The 14,573-nt window shown below is 67.9% G+C and carries 18 protein-coding genes, 1 tRNA gene and 1 pseudogene; 13 read left to right on the plus strand and 7 right to left on the minus strand.

Translation table 11 applies throughout. From position 1 onward, the window contains the following. Window positions 1-5: 5 nt before the first annotated feature. The 4 genes from dapD to BHE97_RS00855 all read right to left on the minus strand — a co-directional run bounded on the left by dapD (window position 6) and on the right by BHE97_RS00855 (window position 3,212). Complete coding sequence (gene dapD, locus BHE97_RS00840; protein ID WP_087622119.1) at window positions 6-950, minus strand: 2,3,4,5-tetrahydropyridine-2,6-dicarboxylate N-succinyltransferase; 945 nt, start codon at window positions 948-950, stop codon at window positions 6-8. A 96-nt stretch (window positions 951-1,046) separates the two neighbouring features. Further along, window positions 1,047-1,508, minus strand: a complete 462-nt coding sequence (locus BHE97_RS00845) for a tRNA (cytidine(34)-2'-O)-methyltransferase (protein ID WP_087622120.1) — start codon at window positions 1,506-1,508, stop codon at window positions 1,047-1,049. Between the two features lie 16 nt (window positions 1,509-1,524). Beyond that, on the minus strand, window positions 1,525-2,313 hold the full coding sequence (locus BHE97_RS00850; protein WP_087622121.1) for an ABC transporter permease: 789 nt from the start codon (window positions 2,311-2,313) through the stop codon (window positions 1,525-1,527). Then, window positions 2,310-3,212, minus strand: coding sequence for an ATP-binding cassette domain-containing protein (locus tag BHE97_RS00855; RefSeq protein WP_236757464.1), 903 nt, complete (start codon window positions 3,210-3,212; stop codon window positions 2,310-2,312). The genes BHE97_RS00850 and BHE97_RS00855 overlap by 4 nt, the downstream gene beginning before the upstream one ends. Window positions 3,213-3,297: 85 nt before the next feature. Between BHE97_RS00855 and BHE97_RS00860 the strand changes: the two genes are divergently transcribed. Then, window positions 3,298-4,215, plus strand: coding sequence for a TetR/AcrR family transcriptional regulator (locus BHE97_RS00860; protein WP_087622122.1), 918 nt, complete (start codon window positions 3,298-3,300; stop codon window positions 4,213-4,215). Between the two features lie 153 nt (window positions 4,216-4,368). Here the strand turns inward: BHE97_RS00860 and BHE97_RS00865 are convergent. Both BHE97_RS00865 and bcp read right to left on the minus strand, forming a co-directional pair. Then, a tRNA-Leu gene (locus BHE97_RS00865) sits at window positions 4,369-4,450 on the minus strand. A gap of 167 nt (window positions 4,451-4,617) precedes the next feature. Next, the gene (gene bcp / locus BHE97_RS00870; RefSeq protein ID WP_087622123.1) at window positions 4,618-5,088 is read right to left on the minus strand and encodes a thioredoxin-dependent thiol peroxidase; all 471 of its coding nucleotides are present in this window, start codon (window positions 5,086-5,088) and stop codon (window positions 4,618-4,620) included. A 17-nt stretch (window positions 5,089-5,105) separates the two neighbouring features. Between bcp and BHE97_RS00875 the strand changes: the two genes are divergently transcribed. The 12 genes and pseudogenes from BHE97_RS00875 to BHE97_RS00925 all read left to right on the plus strand — a co-directional run bounded on the left by BHE97_RS00875 (window position 5,106) and on the right by BHE97_RS00925 (window position 13,679). Beyond that, window positions 5,106-5,384: a DUF3618 domain-containing protein gene (locus tag BHE97_RS00875; RefSeq protein ID WP_087622124.1), complete on the plus strand. Its 279-nt coding sequence runs from the start codon at window positions 5,106-5,108 to the stop codon at window positions 5,382-5,384. A gap of 2 nt (window positions 5,385-5,386) precedes the next feature. Then, window positions 5,387-5,710, plus strand: coding sequence for a co-chaperone GroES (locus BHE97_RS00880; protein WP_087622125.1), 324 nt, complete (start codon window positions 5,387-5,389; stop codon window positions 5,708-5,710). Then, on the plus strand, window positions 5,707-6,816 hold the full coding sequence (locus BHE97_RS00885; RefSeq protein WP_140399923.1) for an FUSC family protein: 1,110 nt from the start codon (window positions 5,707-5,709) through the stop codon (window positions 6,814-6,816). Before BHE97_RS00880 ends, BHE97_RS00885 begins: the two co-directional genes overlap by 4 nt. 43 nt (window positions 6,817-6,859) lie before the next feature. After that, window positions 6,860-7,348 (plus strand): ArsR family transcriptional regulator, encoded by a 489-nt coding sequence (locus tag BHE97_RS00890; RefSeq protein ID WP_087622127.1) that lies wholly within the window; start codon window positions 6,860-6,862, stop codon window positions 7,346-7,348. Beyond that, complete coding sequence (locus BHE97_RS00895) at window positions 7,345-8,415, plus strand: serine hydrolase domain-containing protein (RefSeq protein WP_087622128.1); 1,071 nt, start codon at window positions 7,345-7,347, stop codon at window positions 8,413-8,415. Before BHE97_RS00890 ends, BHE97_RS00895 begins: the two co-directional genes overlap by 4 nt. Next, on the plus strand, window positions 8,412-8,771 hold the full coding sequence (locus tag BHE97_RS00900) for a hypothetical protein (RefSeq protein ID WP_087622129.1): 360 nt from the start codon (window positions 8,412-8,414) through the stop codon (window positions 8,769-8,771). The genes BHE97_RS00895 and BHE97_RS00900 overlap by 4 nt, the downstream gene beginning before the upstream one ends. A 279-nt stretch (window positions 8,772-9,050) precedes the next feature. Beyond that, window positions 9,051-9,326 (plus strand): hypothetical protein, encoded by a 276-nt coding sequence (locus BHE97_RS00905; protein WP_060747593.1) that lies wholly within the window; start codon window positions 9,051-9,053, stop codon window positions 9,324-9,326. 74 nt (window positions 9,327-9,400) lie between these two features. After that, window positions 9,401-10,813: an ethanolamine ammonia-lyase subunit EutB gene (locus BHE97_RS00910; RefSeq protein ID WP_087622130.1), complete on the plus strand. Its 1,413-nt coding sequence runs from the start codon at window positions 9,401-9,403 to the stop codon at window positions 10,811-10,813. A 14-nt stretch (window positions 10,814-10,827) separates the two neighbouring features. Further along, window positions 10,828-10,935 (plus strand): annotated as a pseudogene (locus BHE97_RS20930) (ethanolamine ammonia-lyase light chain EutC); the annotation flags it as partial. Window positions 10,936-11,008: 73 nt separating this feature from the next. Beyond that, entirely contained in the window at window positions 11,009-11,536 is a 528-nt protein-coding gene (locus BHE97_RS00915; RefSeq protein WP_272896886.1) for an ethanolamine ammonia-lyase light chain EutC, read from the plus strand. A 29-nt stretch (window positions 11,537-11,565) separates the two neighbouring features. Then, window positions 11,566-12,486: an ATP-binding cassette domain-containing protein gene (locus BHE97_RS00920; protein WP_087622131.1), complete on the plus strand. Its 921-nt coding sequence runs from the start codon at window positions 11,566-11,568 to the stop codon at window positions 12,484-12,486. Further along, window positions 12,483-13,679, plus strand: coding sequence for an ABC transporter permease (locus tag BHE97_RS00925; RefSeq protein WP_087622132.1), 1,197 nt, complete (start codon window positions 12,483-12,485; stop codon window positions 13,677-13,679). Before BHE97_RS00920 ends, BHE97_RS00925 begins: the two co-directional genes overlap by 4 nt. A 15-nt stretch (window positions 13,680-13,694) precedes the next feature. Here BHE97_RS00925 and BHE97_RS00930 read toward each other — a convergent pair whose 3' ends face one another. After that, entirely contained in the window at window positions 13,695-14,570 is an 876-nt protein-coding gene (locus tag BHE97_RS00930) for a CoA ester lyase (RefSeq protein WP_087622133.1), read from the minus strand. Window positions 14,571-14,573 lie beyond the last annotated feature (3 nt).

The following is a 14,573-nucleotide window of genomic DNA, read 5'->3' on the forward strand; positions in this document are numbered from 1 at the left end:
TGGGGTCAGTTGGCGTGGAGGGCTGAGTTCAGCTCGACGGAGGTCCGTCCTTCGCGGGGACGGGCCTCGAGGACACCGGTGCGGCTGTCGACGAGGAAGAGGATGCCGTTCGAGCCGGACAGCTCGGCCCCCTTGACCACCGATCCGTCGGGCAGTGTCACCTTGCTGCCGGCCGTCACATAGGTGCCGGCGGCCACGACGCAGTCATCGCCGAGGGAGATGCCGATACCGGAGTTGGCGCCCAGCAGGCAGCCCTCGCCGACGCTGATGGTCTCCTTGCCGCCGCCGGAGAGCGTGCCCATGATGGACGCGCCGCCACCGACATCCGAGCCATTGCCGACGACGACGCCGGCCGAGATGCGACCCTCCACCATGGCGGTGCCGAGGGTTCCGGCATTGAAGTTCACGAAGCCCTCGTGCATGACCGTGGTGCCCTCGGCGAGGTGTGCCCCGAGGCGGACGCGGTCGGCATCGCCGATGCGCACACCGGTGGGTACGACGTAGTCGGTCATGCGCGGGAACTTGTCGATGCTGGTGACGCTGACATGGTGTCCGGCCGCGCGCGCACGAGCGCGGGTGAGCTCGAAGCCGTCGACGGCGCACGGACCGACAGTGGTCCAGACGACATTGGCGAGCAGACCGAAGATGCCGTCGAGGTTCTGGCCGTGCGGACGCACGAGGCGGTGCGAGAGCAGGTGGAGTCGCAGGTAGACGTCGTAGGCGTCCTGGGGCGGAGCCTGTAGATCATCGATCTGGGTGAAGACCACGGCGCGGGTGACCTGACGGATCTCGTCGTCGCCCGTGGCGCGCGTGAGTTCCTCTGGCTCGCTCAGCGCGTCCGGAGCCGCACCGAGCTGCGGCTCCGGGTACCAGACATCGAGGACAGTGCCGTCGGGGGTCACGGTGGCGAGGCCGTAGCCGAACGCGCCGGGATGCTCGGGAGTCGTCATGTCCACCAATCTAGCGGGCCGCCCGGTGCAAGTTCTGCCGGGTTCTGGCCCTTTCTGGCGCCGCAGGAGGGCCAGAACCCGGCAAAAGTCGGGAGATCAGATGCCGTCGGCGAAATCGTGCTGGCGCCAGGCCTCATACACCGCGATCGATGCGCAGTTGGCGAGATTCATCGACCGACGCGATGCCAGCATCGGCAGGCGCAGCTGGTCGGTGACCCGGGCGTCGTCGAGCACCTCGGCGGGCAGACCCGTCGGCTCGGGCCCGAACATCAGGATGTCGCCGGGCACGTAGGAGATGTCGGTGTACCGCGTCGTGGCCTGGGTGGTGAATGCGAAGAGCCTGGCAGGGAGGAGCTGATCGAGGGCGGCGTCGAGGGTCTGGTGCACCGTCACCACCGCCAGGTCGTGATAGTCCAGCCCGGCGCGCTTGAGCTTGGTGTCCTCGAGATCGAAGAGCGGATCGACCAGATGCAGCTCGGAGCCCGTGGCCGCCGCGAGGCGGATCGCGTTACCGGTGTTGCCGGCGATACGCGGCTCGAAGAACAGGATGCGGAACACCCCGGCAGCCTACGCCTCAGCGCCGCCCGGCCTTGCGTCGGAACAGCCAGCTGCCCCAGGCGACCGCGATCGCCAGGGCGACCACGCACCAGGCGATGGCCCACCAGGGCTGGTCGTCCAGCGGGGTCCCGGTCAGTAGACCGCGGATGGTGTCGATGATCGGAGTCAGCGGCTGGTGTTCGGCTATCGGCTGCAGCCAGGCGGGCATGGTCTCCACCGGAACGAAACCGCTCGACAGATAAGGCAGGAACAGCAGCAAGAAGCCGTAGCCATTGGCGGCCTCGGGGCTGGAGGCCGCCAGCCCGATCGCGGCGAACAGGTAGGTGAGCGCGAGGATGTACAGGGTGATGAGGCCGGTCATCAGCAGCCATGCGGGCAGACTGGCGGTAGGCCGGAACCCGACCAGCAGAGCCACCGCGATCACCACCGCGGTGGCGACCAGATTGCGGATCAGGCTCGCGATCACGTGGCCGGTCAACACCGCACCGGTGCGCAGCGGCATCGTCCGGAACCGATCGATGATGCCGGTCTGCATGTCACCGGCGACCTGCACGGCCGCTGACGAGGCGCCGAATCCGGCACAGGTGAGGATGATGGCCGGTACCACGAAATCGACATAGGCGCCGGTGCCGTCGATCGCGCCGCCGAACACCCAAGTGAACGCCAACATCATGAAGATCGGCAACAGGATCGCCATCAGCAGGGATTCGCCGTCGCGTAGCGAATGGCGCAGGCTGCGGCTGATGAAGACGCTCTCGGCGGTGAGCCCGCTCAGCCGGGGGCGTGGCTGGATCGTGGTAGTCATCGCTGCTCCTGAAGGTCTGGTCCAGTGGTCTGGGTGAGGGCAAGGAAGACATCGTCGAGGGTGGGCTGGTGGAGCGATACCGTCCCGGCGGCGCCGGATTCGTCGAGCTGATCTAGTGCCGCGCGCAGGTCGGAGATCGTGCCGTCGGTGGGGACCTCCCGCAGCAGCGTGCCGTCGGCATCGTGCAGCCGCACGCTGTCACCGCCGACCTGGGCTTTGAGCTCGTCCGCCGTGCCGAGGCCGACGATGCGGCCCTGATGAAGCACGGCGATGCGATCGGCGAGCTGATCGGCTTCCTCCAGATACTGGGTGGTCAGAAAGACCGTCGTCCCGGCCTCCACCAGGGTCCGGATGACCTCCCATAGCCCGCGACGGCTGCGGGTGTCCAGGCCGGTGGTCGGTTCGTCGAGGAACAGCACCTCGGGGACGAGGACGAAACTGAGTGCGAGGTCGAGGCGACGGCGCATCCCGCCGGAGAAGGTGCGGACCCGGCGTCCGGCCGCCTCGGTCAGGTCGAAACGCGCCAGGAGCTCCGTGGCGCGGCTGGCGGCGCCGCGACGTCCCAGTCCGGCGAGCCGGCCGAACATCACCAGGTTCTCGGTCGCCGACAGTGCCTCATCGACCGCGGCCGCTTGCCCGGTGAGACTGATCCGTCGCTTGATCTCGTCCGGCTCGGCGACCACGTCGTAGCCGGCGATCGTGGCCTCACCGCGGTCCGGGCGGATCAAGGTGGTGAGCACGTTGATCGTGGTGGTCTTGCCCGAGCCATTGGGCCCGAGCAGCGCGAAGACCTCGCCTCGTCGCACGGTCAGGTCGAGCGCGTCGAGCACTGTGTGTTGACCGGAGTTTTTGCCGATCGATCGCAGCGTGATGATGTCGTCGGAGGCAGTTGTGGTCACGGCGGCTCCTTCTGTGTATGCATAAAACTGTTTACGACAGTAACAAATTGTTTATGGCTTATACAAATGGCCTACGATGGGGAATATGCCAGATGAACAGCTACCCGAGCTTCCCCGTGGAATCGCGCTGGCCTGGGGGATCGCTGCGGCCCCCCAACGGGGGCCCAAACGCGAGATGAGCGTCGAACGGATCGTGGAGACCGCGGTGGAGTTGGCCGATGTCGAGGGAATCGGGGCGGTGTCGATGTCGGCGGTGGCCTCTCGGCTGGGTTTCACGCCGATGTCGCTCTATCGGTATGTCAGCGCCAAAGACGATCTGCTGCTGTTGATGCAGGAGGAGGCCACGGGCTTGCCGCCGGAGGAATTTCGCGCCGAGGGGGGTTGGCGGGCGCGGCTGGGTGTGCTCTTCGGGGCGCAGGTGGAGATCTACTTGCGCCATCCGTGGATTCTGTCGCTGCCGATCTCCGGCTCGCCGATCACGCCGAATAGCTCGGCGTGGTTGGATGCCCTGCTCGAATCGCTCGCCGGGACACCGCTGAGTCAGGAGGAGCGCATCGCCGTGTCGCTACTGGTGTCTGGTCATGCGCGCTGGTACGGCACGGTGCTCGCCGGCTACAGTGAGGCGGCCCGAGAGGGCGGCGCATCGGCGGAGGAGATCTCCGAACGAGAAAGTGCCCTGTATGACCTGGTGATCGTGGCCGATGAGTTTCCGGCGCTGCGCCGCGCGATCGATGCGGGGGTGTTCGTGAGTGTCAGTGATCCGTTCCTCTTCGGGATCGAGCGGATCTTCGACGGTGTGGAGCACTATATCGCCGGTCTCGACGCCGGTGCATCGCATGAAGAGAAGGCAGGTGGGGTGATACTCGATGACGTCGAAGTGGCTGGCGACCAGCGTTATCGGGAGGCCCAGCGCGCCGTGCTCCAGGCGGAGAAGGCGCTTCGCGCCGCCCGCAAGGCCGAGCGCCAGGCGCTACGCGAGGCTCGCGAACGACTCCAGGGATGAATATGCGCAACGACGTCGACATCGCCGGTGTGGCGCTTGTTCTACGGAGCAACATCGTCGTCTCGATCGAGTAGCCGCGGTAGCTCGGGACCGGCGATACGTCATCAACGTCATCGCAGGCGATGACGTTGATGGACTACCGCTGCAATCGGGTGCCGGTGACAGGACTCGAACCTGCACGTCCGAAGACACAGGAACCTAAATCCTGCGTGTCTACCAGTTCCACCACACCGGCCCGAACCCAAGAATAGGCGAGGTGCCACCAGGGACTGGTGGCACCGTCACCCATCTGGGTCTGAGGCGACGTACCGGCACAAGGGGAGCCGCGCGAAATCCCCGTAGATCGCTGCGACGATCGCGAGACGATGGTCGCTCGCTGAGCGTGTGCTGCGGGCGAGAGATTCAGTCCAGGCCGAGGTCGCGGCGCAGCTTGGCGACGTGGCCGGTGGCCTTGACGTTGTACTGGGCGAGCTCGATCGTGCCCTCGGGGTCGATGACGAAGGTCGAGCGGATGACGCCCTCGACGACCTTGCCGTACAGTTTCTTCTCGCCGAAGGCCCCGTACTCGGTGAGCACCGTCTTGTCCGGGTCCGAGAGAAGGGTGATCGTCAGGCCGTCGCGCTCACGGAACTTCGCCAGCTTCTCGGGCTTGTCCGGGGAGATGCCCAGCACCTCGAATCCCTCCGAGCGCAGCCGCTCGATGGAATCGCTGAAGTCGCATGCCTGCTTGGTGCAGCCCGGCGTCATGGCGGCGGGGTAGAAGTACACGATCACGCGCCGACCCCGCAGCGATGAGAGCGTCACCTCCTCGCCGGTATCGGACGGGAGGGTGAAATCGGGTGCGGCGTCACCGGGCTGCAGGCGGGTACTCATGGGCACTATCCTGACTCATGACTGATGGACCGAACGAGAGGCATGACGTGTCCGAGGCCAGCCCCGACCAGCTCGTCGACGAGATCGAGGACATCCGGATCCGACTCGCCGGCACCATCGATGAGCTCATCGATCGGTCCAATCCGAAGAATGTGGCACGCCGCCAGCTCGCCAAGGTGAAGGCCCGCTTCGTTGCGCCGGATGGATCGGTGCGCGTCGAGAATGTCGTGCCGGTCGTGGCGATCACGGTGGCGGTCGTCGGCGGCATCGTCGTGGTCCGTCGACTGCTGAGCTGACGATGTCCGAGGCCAAGCTCCCCATCCGGATGCTGCACGACCGGCTGCTCGTGGCGCTCGACAACGAGGCCGGTGACAGGCGCTCGTCCGGCGGTATCGTCATCCCTGCCACGGCCGCGATGGGTCGCCGGCTCGCCTGGGCCCGTGTCGAGGCCGCCGGCTCCCAGGTGCGGGCCGTCGAGGTCGGTGATCGCGTCCTCTTCGATCCGGAGGATCGGGGCGAGGTCGAGCTGCGCGGGGAGAGTTTCGTGCTGTTGCGCGAGCGGGACCTGCACGCCGTCGCGGCCGAGCGGCTCGATGAGGGGCAGACTGGACTCTACCTGTGAGAGAGGTGCCGTTCCGGCGCCTGCGGATGCCCCGTCCGCAGACGACCTTCGCCGACCGGGTCCGATCGCTGAGGCACCAGTGGCGCATGATCCTGCGCATCGGCGTGGCCACCGGCGGAGCCTTCGGCTTCGCCACGCATGTGTTGGGGCACCAGCAGGCCTTTTTCGCGCCGATCGCGGCGGTGCTGGCGATCATGGCCGGTCCCGGTCTCCGGGCGCGTGTCGCCTTCGAGATCGTCCTGGGCGTCGCGGTGGGCGTGCTCGTCGGGGAGCTCCTGATCCTCGGCATCGGGCGAGGGGCCTGGCAGATCACCCTGGTCGCGGCGTTGATGGTCATCGTCTCGACGCTGGTCGGCATCAAGGGCATGGCCATGACCCAGGCCATCAACTCGGGGGTCCTGCTGGCGGCGGTGGTGCCCCTGCCGGGGGCGACCGATCCCGCCCTGACCCGCTTCCTCGACTCGCTCGTCGGCGGCCTCTTCGGGTTGGCGGTCGTGCTGCTTCTCCCGCGCAATCCGGTGCGCGATATCGACGGCGACGTGCAGAAGCTGCTCCGCCGTCTCGGTGGCGTCCTCAGCCGCATCGCCCAGGCCCTGCGGACCGATGATCCCTCGCTGGCCGATCTCGCCCTGGAGGAGGCACGGGCCACGCAGGGGCTCATCGATTCCGTCTCGGAGACCGCCTCGAATGTCGCCGAGATCGCGCGCATGTCGCCGATGCGCTGGCGGCAGCGCAGCGATGTGGCGCGTTATGTCTCCTCGGTCACCGATCTCGACAATGCGATGCGCGACGCCCGCGTGCTCGCGCGGCGGGTTGCGGCGATGCTGCGTCATCACGAGACCGCGCCCCCGGGCCTCGACGAGGCCGTCGACCGGCTCGTGGTGGCGGTGGGCACCTTCTCGGATGATCTCTCCCAGGACGCCGATTTCGAGAACGCCCGCGAAGAGCTGGTCGAGGCGACCCGGATCGCGATGGCCTCGCTGCCGGAGATCATCACGGTCAACACCGCCTCGGTGGTAGCGCAGATCCGCTCCCTCTCGGCCGATCTGATGCTCGCCAGCGGGGCGAGCCGGGCGGAGCTGGACAAACGCCTCGACGTCGATTGATCGCAAAGTTGTAGAAATTACGTAATTCCGTCATTCTGGATTAATGACGATCGAGGAACGCCTGGCTGCCGTCGAACGGCGGCTGACCGAGCTGGAGGCGGCGCGGTCGACCTCCCCGTCGCCGTCGAGCGGCGATCTCTGGGTGCTCGACGGGCTGCGGCCGGCCGCCGAGGGTACGGAGGGCATCGTGCTCTGGGCCGGCACCGTACGGACGGCTGAGGGGCCCGTCGACTGGCAGATGGGCCGGATGGCCGATGAGCTGCTGCACGCCGACGACCTCGATATCGCGGCCGACCGGCTCGCCGCGCTCGGACACCCGGTGCGTCTGGCGCTGCTTGTGGCGGTCATCCGGGGGACTACCAAGGTCACCGACCTGGCCGAGCACCTCGAGCTCGCCTCGACCGGGCAGGTCTACCACCACATCAAGGCACTCAGTGCCGCCGGATGGCTGCGTCAGGCGGCGCGCGGCCACGTCACGGTGCCACCCGAGCGCGTCGTGCCCGTCCTCGTCGCCATGGGGGTCACGATATGAGACGAAGCGTCGTCGTCACGGTCATCACTGCCGCTGCCGCCGGTCTGGTCCTCGGGGCGTGGCTGCGTCCCGGGGCGGGGTCGATCGGAGCGGGCAGCCCCGCGCACGGGGACGAGACCTTGGCGCGCAATGCCGCCGAGCGGCTCCCGGCGACAGGTGTTCATGCTCTGTCGGTCGCCGTCGTCGGACCCGATGGCGGGCGGACGGCGACCGTCGGCGCGCCGCTGGATGCCACCTTCGAGATCGGATCGATCACCAAGGGCATCACCGGGATGATCTATGCGGACATGGTGGAGCGCGGGGAGACCCGCCCAGATGCCCGTATCGGCGAGCTGCTCGATATCGGCGACGTCCCGGCCGCGGACATCACCCTCGAAGAGCTGGCCCAGCAGCGCTCGGGTCTCCCGCGGCTGGGCGGTGGGGCGAGCATGTTCGTGCGTGCCGCGATCTCCTCACTGCTCGCCCGCAATCCCTACCGGGACAGTGTCGAGGAGACGATCGCCGCGCTCGCCGAGGTCGAGCTCGGGGAGAAGGAGCCGCTCTACTCGAATCTCGGCTTCGCGGTGCTCGGCCACGCTCTCGCCGCGGCGGCGGACACGACCTACCCCGAGCTGGTGCGCGACCGCATCGCCGAGCCCCTCGGCCTCGAGTCGCTCACCGTGCCTTCATCGGCCGATGAGCTGGGACCGCACGCCATGCAGGGTCGCGACGCCGCGGGACGAGCGCAGGAGGCGTGGGCCGATCCCGGCTCGGCGCCCGCCGGCGGGATCCGGGCGAGCGCTGCGGACATGGCGCGGTTGGCGACCGCGATCCTCAGGGGACAGGCACCGGGCATGACGGCGCTCGACCCGGCCGCCGACTTCACGGACGGTCAGCGCATCGGCGCGGCGTGGATCACCGAGGAGATCGACGGACGGGCCATCACCTGGCACAACGGCGGTACCGGCGGCTTCCGCAGCTGGATCGGCTTCGATCGCGAACGTGGCACCGCCGCCTATGTCGCCGGTGCCACGTCCGCCGATCTCGACGCGATCGGCCTGGCCCTCCTGAAAGAGGCCGGCCAATGAGCACCGTCATCGTCGTGGCCCTGAGCCTCTGGCTGACTATCGAGGTGGTGTCCCTGATCAGGGCGGGTCTCGGCGCGCCGCACGCCCCCTCGCGGATGCGGCTCGCCGTGGTGGCCGTGGAGGCTGTCATGGTGGTCATCGTGACGCGGGCCCTCGTCCCCTGGAATCACCTCACGCAATGGATCTGGGTCGTCGCCGTCACCGGCACGGCCGCGGGGCTGGCGCTCGCGGCCCACCGCTGGTCCCGGCTCCCGGCGGTCCAGCCGGGTGTCAGTGCCACCAGGACGGTGGCCTCGGGGATCCAGCTCATGGTTCTCGTGGGCATCGGCGTGCTGGTCGCGTCGACATTCCGGTGAGGGTGTTCGACATCGTCGTGCGACATCCGATAGTGTTCCGGAGTCCGCACGGTGCGGACGTACAGATGACTCGACGGAGGTGAACCCCATGGCGACGTTCTTCACGAACACGGCGGCCCGTAGCCGCAGCTTCGTCACGGTTCACCGCGCCGAGAGTCCCGTCTGTCATCGCACGTGATCAGCCTTCGCTGAGCACACGTCATCACAGCCTCTCCGGCCCGAGCCGGAGAGGCTTTCTCTTTGTCATCCCACCCGTTTACGCAGAAAGGAGGCGCGCACATGATCACCCTGAACGACACCGACCAGATGCCCGCAACGATCGATTCCGACCTTTTCGACTCCCTCTCGACTCCGGCGACACCGGCCACCCCGGCCGCTCGCCACGAGGCCCGAGGGGAGGTGAATGCGATGAAGTTCCGGGAACGTCGTCGCCGTGAGCGCGACCTCGTCGAGCGGGAGCTGGATCGAGAGATCGTCATCGAGGCGGTGCGCCGCAGTCGGGCCGTCCAACGGTCGGTGTATGAACAGATCTACCGCGCGCGGTTGATGCGCTGAGGTGAGCCACCTCATGTCCGGCGGGGGCCGGCGCTTTACCTGACCGTAAAGCGCCGGCCCTAGGCTGGTGGGCCATGTCTCGATATCGCCAGATCCTCGCCGATCGCACCTACGAGTTCGACGGGTTGGCGGAGGTGATGGCCAAGGCCACCCCGCTGCGCTCGGGCGACGTGCTCGCCGGGTGCGCCGCGCACACCGATGCCGAGCGAGTCGCGGCACAGTGGATCCTGGCCGATCTCCCGCTGGCCACCTTCCTGACCGAGCACCTCATCGATCCCGATGTCGATGAGGTGTCGCGGCTGATCCTCGACTCGCACGATGCTGCTGCCTTCGCCGAGATCAGCACCTTCACGGTCGGCGGACTGCGGGACTGGCTGCTGGACTGTGTGACGCGTTCCGATGCTGCCACGCGGTTGAGGGAGCTCGGACCGGGACTGACGGCCGAGATGGTCGCGGCGGTCAGCAAGCTGATGCGCAATCAGGACCTGATCGCCGTGGCCCGCGCCTGCGAGGTCACCAGCCGTTTCCGCACCACCGTCGGGCAGCCGGGCCGGCTGGCGACGCGGCTGCAACCCAATCATCCCACCGATGATCCACGCGGGGTCAGCGCCGCGATCCTCGATGGACTCCTGCTCGGCGCCGGCGACGCGGTCATCGGCATCAATCCGGCCTCCGACTCGGTCCACGCGACCGGGGAGCTGCTGCGTCTGGTCGATGAGATCCGTACACGCTACGAGATCCCCACCCAGTCTTGCGTCCTCAGCCATGTGACGACCACGATCGAGCTGTGCGAGAAGGGAGCGCCGGTTGACCTCGTCTTCCAGTCCATCGCCGGAAGCCAGGCGGCGAACGAGGGATTCGGAGTCGACCTGGCGGTCCTCCAGGAGGGGATGGAGGCCGGCCGGTCGCTCGGCCGGGGGACCATCGGCGATCAGGTGATGTACTTCGAGACCGGCCAGGGATCGGCCCTCAGCGCCGACGCCCATCGGGGCATCGGCGGTGTGCCCATCGATCAACAGACGCTGGAGACACGTGCCTATGCCGTGGCTCGCGCCTTCGACCCGTTCCTGGTCAACACGGTGGTCGGGTTCATCGGACCGGAGTACCTCTACGACGGGAAGCAGATCATGCGCGCCGGTCTGGAGGACCACTTCTGCGCCAAGCTCATGGGACTGCCCATGGGCGTCGACGTCTGCTACACCAATCACGCCGAGGCCGATCAGGACGACATGGACGCGCTGCTGACGCTCCTGGGGGTCGCAGGAGCCGCTTTCGTGATCGCGGTCCCTGGGGCCGATGACGTCATGCTGGGCTATCAGAGTCTGTCCTTCCACGACGTCCTCTACGCACGTCGGGCGCTAGGGCTGCGGCCCGCTCCCGAGTTCGAGCGGTGGCTGATCCAGCAGGGCATGGCTGACGCCGAAGGCCGGGTCCAGCCGCGGGATATCGATCACTCGGTGTTGCGCGGGCTTGGGGCGAGCGCGTGAGCACCTGGGACCACGTGCGGACGGTCACCCAGGCGCGCATCGGGCAGCCGCGGGTCGGTGAGACGGTCAGGATCGATGAGGTGCTGCGCTTTCGGGCCGCGCACGCGGCGGCTCGCGACGCCGTCCACCTGCCACTGGAGAGCGAGAGCCTGGCTGAGCGGATCGCCTCGCTGGGAAACGAGGTAGGGGGGCGTCGTGGACAGCAGGGTGTCGGACCGCGCCGAGTTCCTTCGGCGTCCGGATCTGGGGCGAGAGCCGCGCACGCTGGCCCATATTCCCGCCGGGTCGGGAGCCGACATCGGCATCGTGGTGGCGGACGGACTGTCGACCACGGCGGTGGCAGCACACGCGGTGCCCATGATCGAGGCTCTCAACGAGGTGTTCGACAGCCGGCTCGCCATCGCGCCGGTCGTGATCGCACGTCAAGCGCGCGTCGCGATCGGTGATGCGATCGGTCACCATCTCGGGGTGACGGCGGTGCTCGTGCTCGTCGGCGAGCGGCCGGGGCTGTCGGTCGATGACAGCCTGGGGGCCTATCTGACGCACCGTCCACGTCCCGGTCGTCGCGACAGCGACCGCAACTGTGTCTCGAACATCCATCCCCCTGAGGGCCTCGGGTACCGCGCCGCGGCTCGCACCCTGGCTGCCCTGGTGGACGGTGCCCGCACGCTCGGTGCATCCGGTGTACGTCTCAAGGACGGCTCACATTCCCTGCCCGGCTGAGGGTCCGCGTTGACGGTAGCCTGTCAGCCATGCCCAGACTCGACGTCGATGCTCTGTCCAAGTCCTATGGCACTGTGCAGGCTCTGACCGGCACCACGTTCTCGGTCGCCGCGGGGGAGGTCTTCGGCTTCGTCGGCTCCAATGGATCGGGCAAGACCACCACCATGCGCATCATCCTGGGCGTCCTGACCGCCGATGACGGCGAGGTGCGCTGGGACGGACAGCCGGTCGACGCAGCGGTGCGTCGTCGGATCGGGTACATGCCCGAGGAGCGCGGCCTGTACCCGAAGATGAAAGTCGGCGACCAGCTCACCTATCTCGCCCGGCTCTACGGACTCAGCGGTGCGGACGCGAAGGAGGCCATGGCCCGGTGGACCGAGCGACTCGGTGTCGCAGAGCGGGTCGACGACGAGGTCCAGAAGCTCTCCCTCGGCAATCAGCAGCGCGTGCAGCTCGCCGCGGCACTCACCCACTCGCCGGATCTCCTCGTGCTCGATGAGCCCTTCTCGGGACTCGACCCGGTCGCGGTGGAGGTCATGAGCCACGTTCTGGCCGAGGAGTCCGAGCGCGGAGCGCCGGTGCTGTTCTCCTCGCATCAGCTCGACCTCGTGGAGCGCCTGTGCGACCGGGTCGGCATCATCAAGAACGGCCGCATGGTGGCCGTCGGCACGCTCGACGAGCTGCGCCGCACCGACAAACCTCGGTGGATCATCGACGGACCACCCGGTGACGACTGGCTCGGCGAGGTGCGGCGAGCACGGATCGTGTCGCGGGAGGGCACCCGCACGGTCGTCGAGGTCGAGGCCGACGGGGATGAGCAGCCGGTGCTGCAGGCTGCCCTGAGGCTCGGTCCGGTTCGCGAGTTCAGCCTCTCGCGTCCGTCGTTGACCGACCTGTATCGCCATGTCGTCAGCTCCGAGGACCCCGGGGAAGGGGAGGGGACCCGATGAAGCAGTCAGCCTGGTCGATGATCGCGCTCGTCGCGAGCCGTGAGATCCGCACCCGCATCTACTCCAAGGTCTTCGTCCTCACCTCGGGCCTCTTCATCGTGGCGATCGTCGGTGGCGGCGCCTTCTTCCACTTCTTCGCGCCCGATGGACAGAACGAGCAGACTGTGGGCGTCACCAGCGAGGTCACGCCCCTCGCGCTGACGATCGAGGCCGTGGGCGACGGTCTCGGCACGGACATCACGGTGAGCGAGGTGGATCGCGAGCAGGGCGAGAAGCAGGTGTCCGACGGTGACCTCGACGCGCTCGTCGACGGTCCCCTCCCGAATGTCGAGGTGGTGGTCGAGGACGAGCTCGACGGCACTCTGCGGACCGTCATCACGACCGTGGTGCAGCAGGAGGCGCTTGGTGAGCAGATCAGCGACCTCGGCGGCGACCCCGCCGCAGTAGCCCAACAGGTCGCCGGAGCCGAACCTCAGGTGACGTCGCTCGACGGCGGCGAGGAGCGGGATCCGGCCCAGATCATCGCCGGATTCGTGTCCGGCATCCTCATCTTCATCGCCCTGATGGGCGGTGGTCAGCGTGTGGCGCAGGGGGTCGTGGAGGAGAAGGCGAGCCGGGTCGTGGAGCTGCTGCTCGCGACGATGCGTCCGTGGCAGCTGATGGCCGGCAAGGTGCTCGGCAATATCGTCGTCGGCGTCCTCGAGGTGGGCATCATCGCCGCGGCGGCGGTGGGCACCGCGTGGGGTTTCGAGCTGCTCGACACGAGTTCGCTGGCCGTGGGAACCGTCGCTCTCTGGGTGCTGGTGTGGTTCCTGGTCGGCTTCGTGATGTACGCGCTGGTCCTGGCGAGCCTGGCCGCGCTCGTGTCGCGTCAGGAGGACGTGGGATCGGTGATCTCGCCGGTCATCGGCATCATGATGGTGCCCTACATCATCGGTGTCTCGATCGCTCCGTGGGACCCGGAGAGCACGCTCGTCGAGACTTTGTCGTATATCCCGTTCTGCTCGCCGTTCATCATGCCGATCCGCATCGCCCTCGGCACGGCCACGATGCCGGAGGTGCTGCTCTCGATCGGACTCTCGGTGGTGCTGATCCCGCTGCTGATCTGGCTGGCCGGGCGCATCTACTCCGGCGCCATTTTGCGCACCGGCGCCCGTGTCTCCCTCCGCCAGGCCCTCAAGGCCGACACCTGACCGTGAGGGTGGGGCTCAGCGGGCGCTGAGAGCCTCGTGGAATGCGAGGATGCGCTGTGCGTCGCGGATGTGCAGCTCCTCGACCATCTTGCCGTTGTAGGTGACGACACCCTTGCCCGCGGCCTTGGCCTCGTTGAAGGTCTCGATCATCTCGGCGGCGCGGGTGACGTCCTCCTCGGAGGGGGAGAAGGCCAGATTGGCCGGCTCGACCTGGCTCGGGTGGATGAGGGTCTTGCCGTCGAAGCCCATCTCACGGCCCTGCCGGGCCTCGGCGTCGAAGCCCTCGGCGTCCTTGACGTTGTTGTAGACGCCGTCGATGATGACCTTGCCGGCCGCGCGGACGGCAAGCAGGGTCCACGAGAGCGCTGTGAGCACGAGCGGGTTACGCCCGGGGACGTGCAGACCGAAGGTCTCGTTGACGATGTCATTGGTGCCCATGACGATGACCGTCAGGCGCTCGTGCGCGGCGGCGATCTCCTCGGCGTGGAGCAGCGCGACCGGTGTCTCGATCATCGCCCACAGCTGGGTGGAGGCCGGAGCCCCGGCCTCGTCGAGCGCCGCCACGAGCGAACGGACCTGCTCGGCGGACTCGACCTTCGGTACGAGGATCGCGTCCGGTCCCGCCGTCGCGGCGGCGCGGATGTCGTCGTCGTGCCATTGCGTGCCGATCGAGTTGACCCGGATGGCCAGCTCACGGTGTCCGTACTCGCCCGAGCGGACGGCCGCGCAGACGTTCTCGCGGCCCTGCTCCTTGGCATCGGGGGAGACGGAGTCCTCCAGGTCGAGGATGAGCGCATCGGCGGCGATCGTCTTGGCCTTCTCCAGGGCACGCTCGTTGGCGCCGGGCATGTAGAGGACGGAGCGGCGCGGGCGCAGGGTGGTGTCGGTCATATC

The organism is Aeromicrobium sp. PE09-221 (genome assembly GCF_002174305.1).
Taxonomy (GTDB): domain Bacteria; phylum Actinomycetota; class Actinomycetes; order Propionibacteriales; family Nocardioidaceae; genus Aeromicrobium.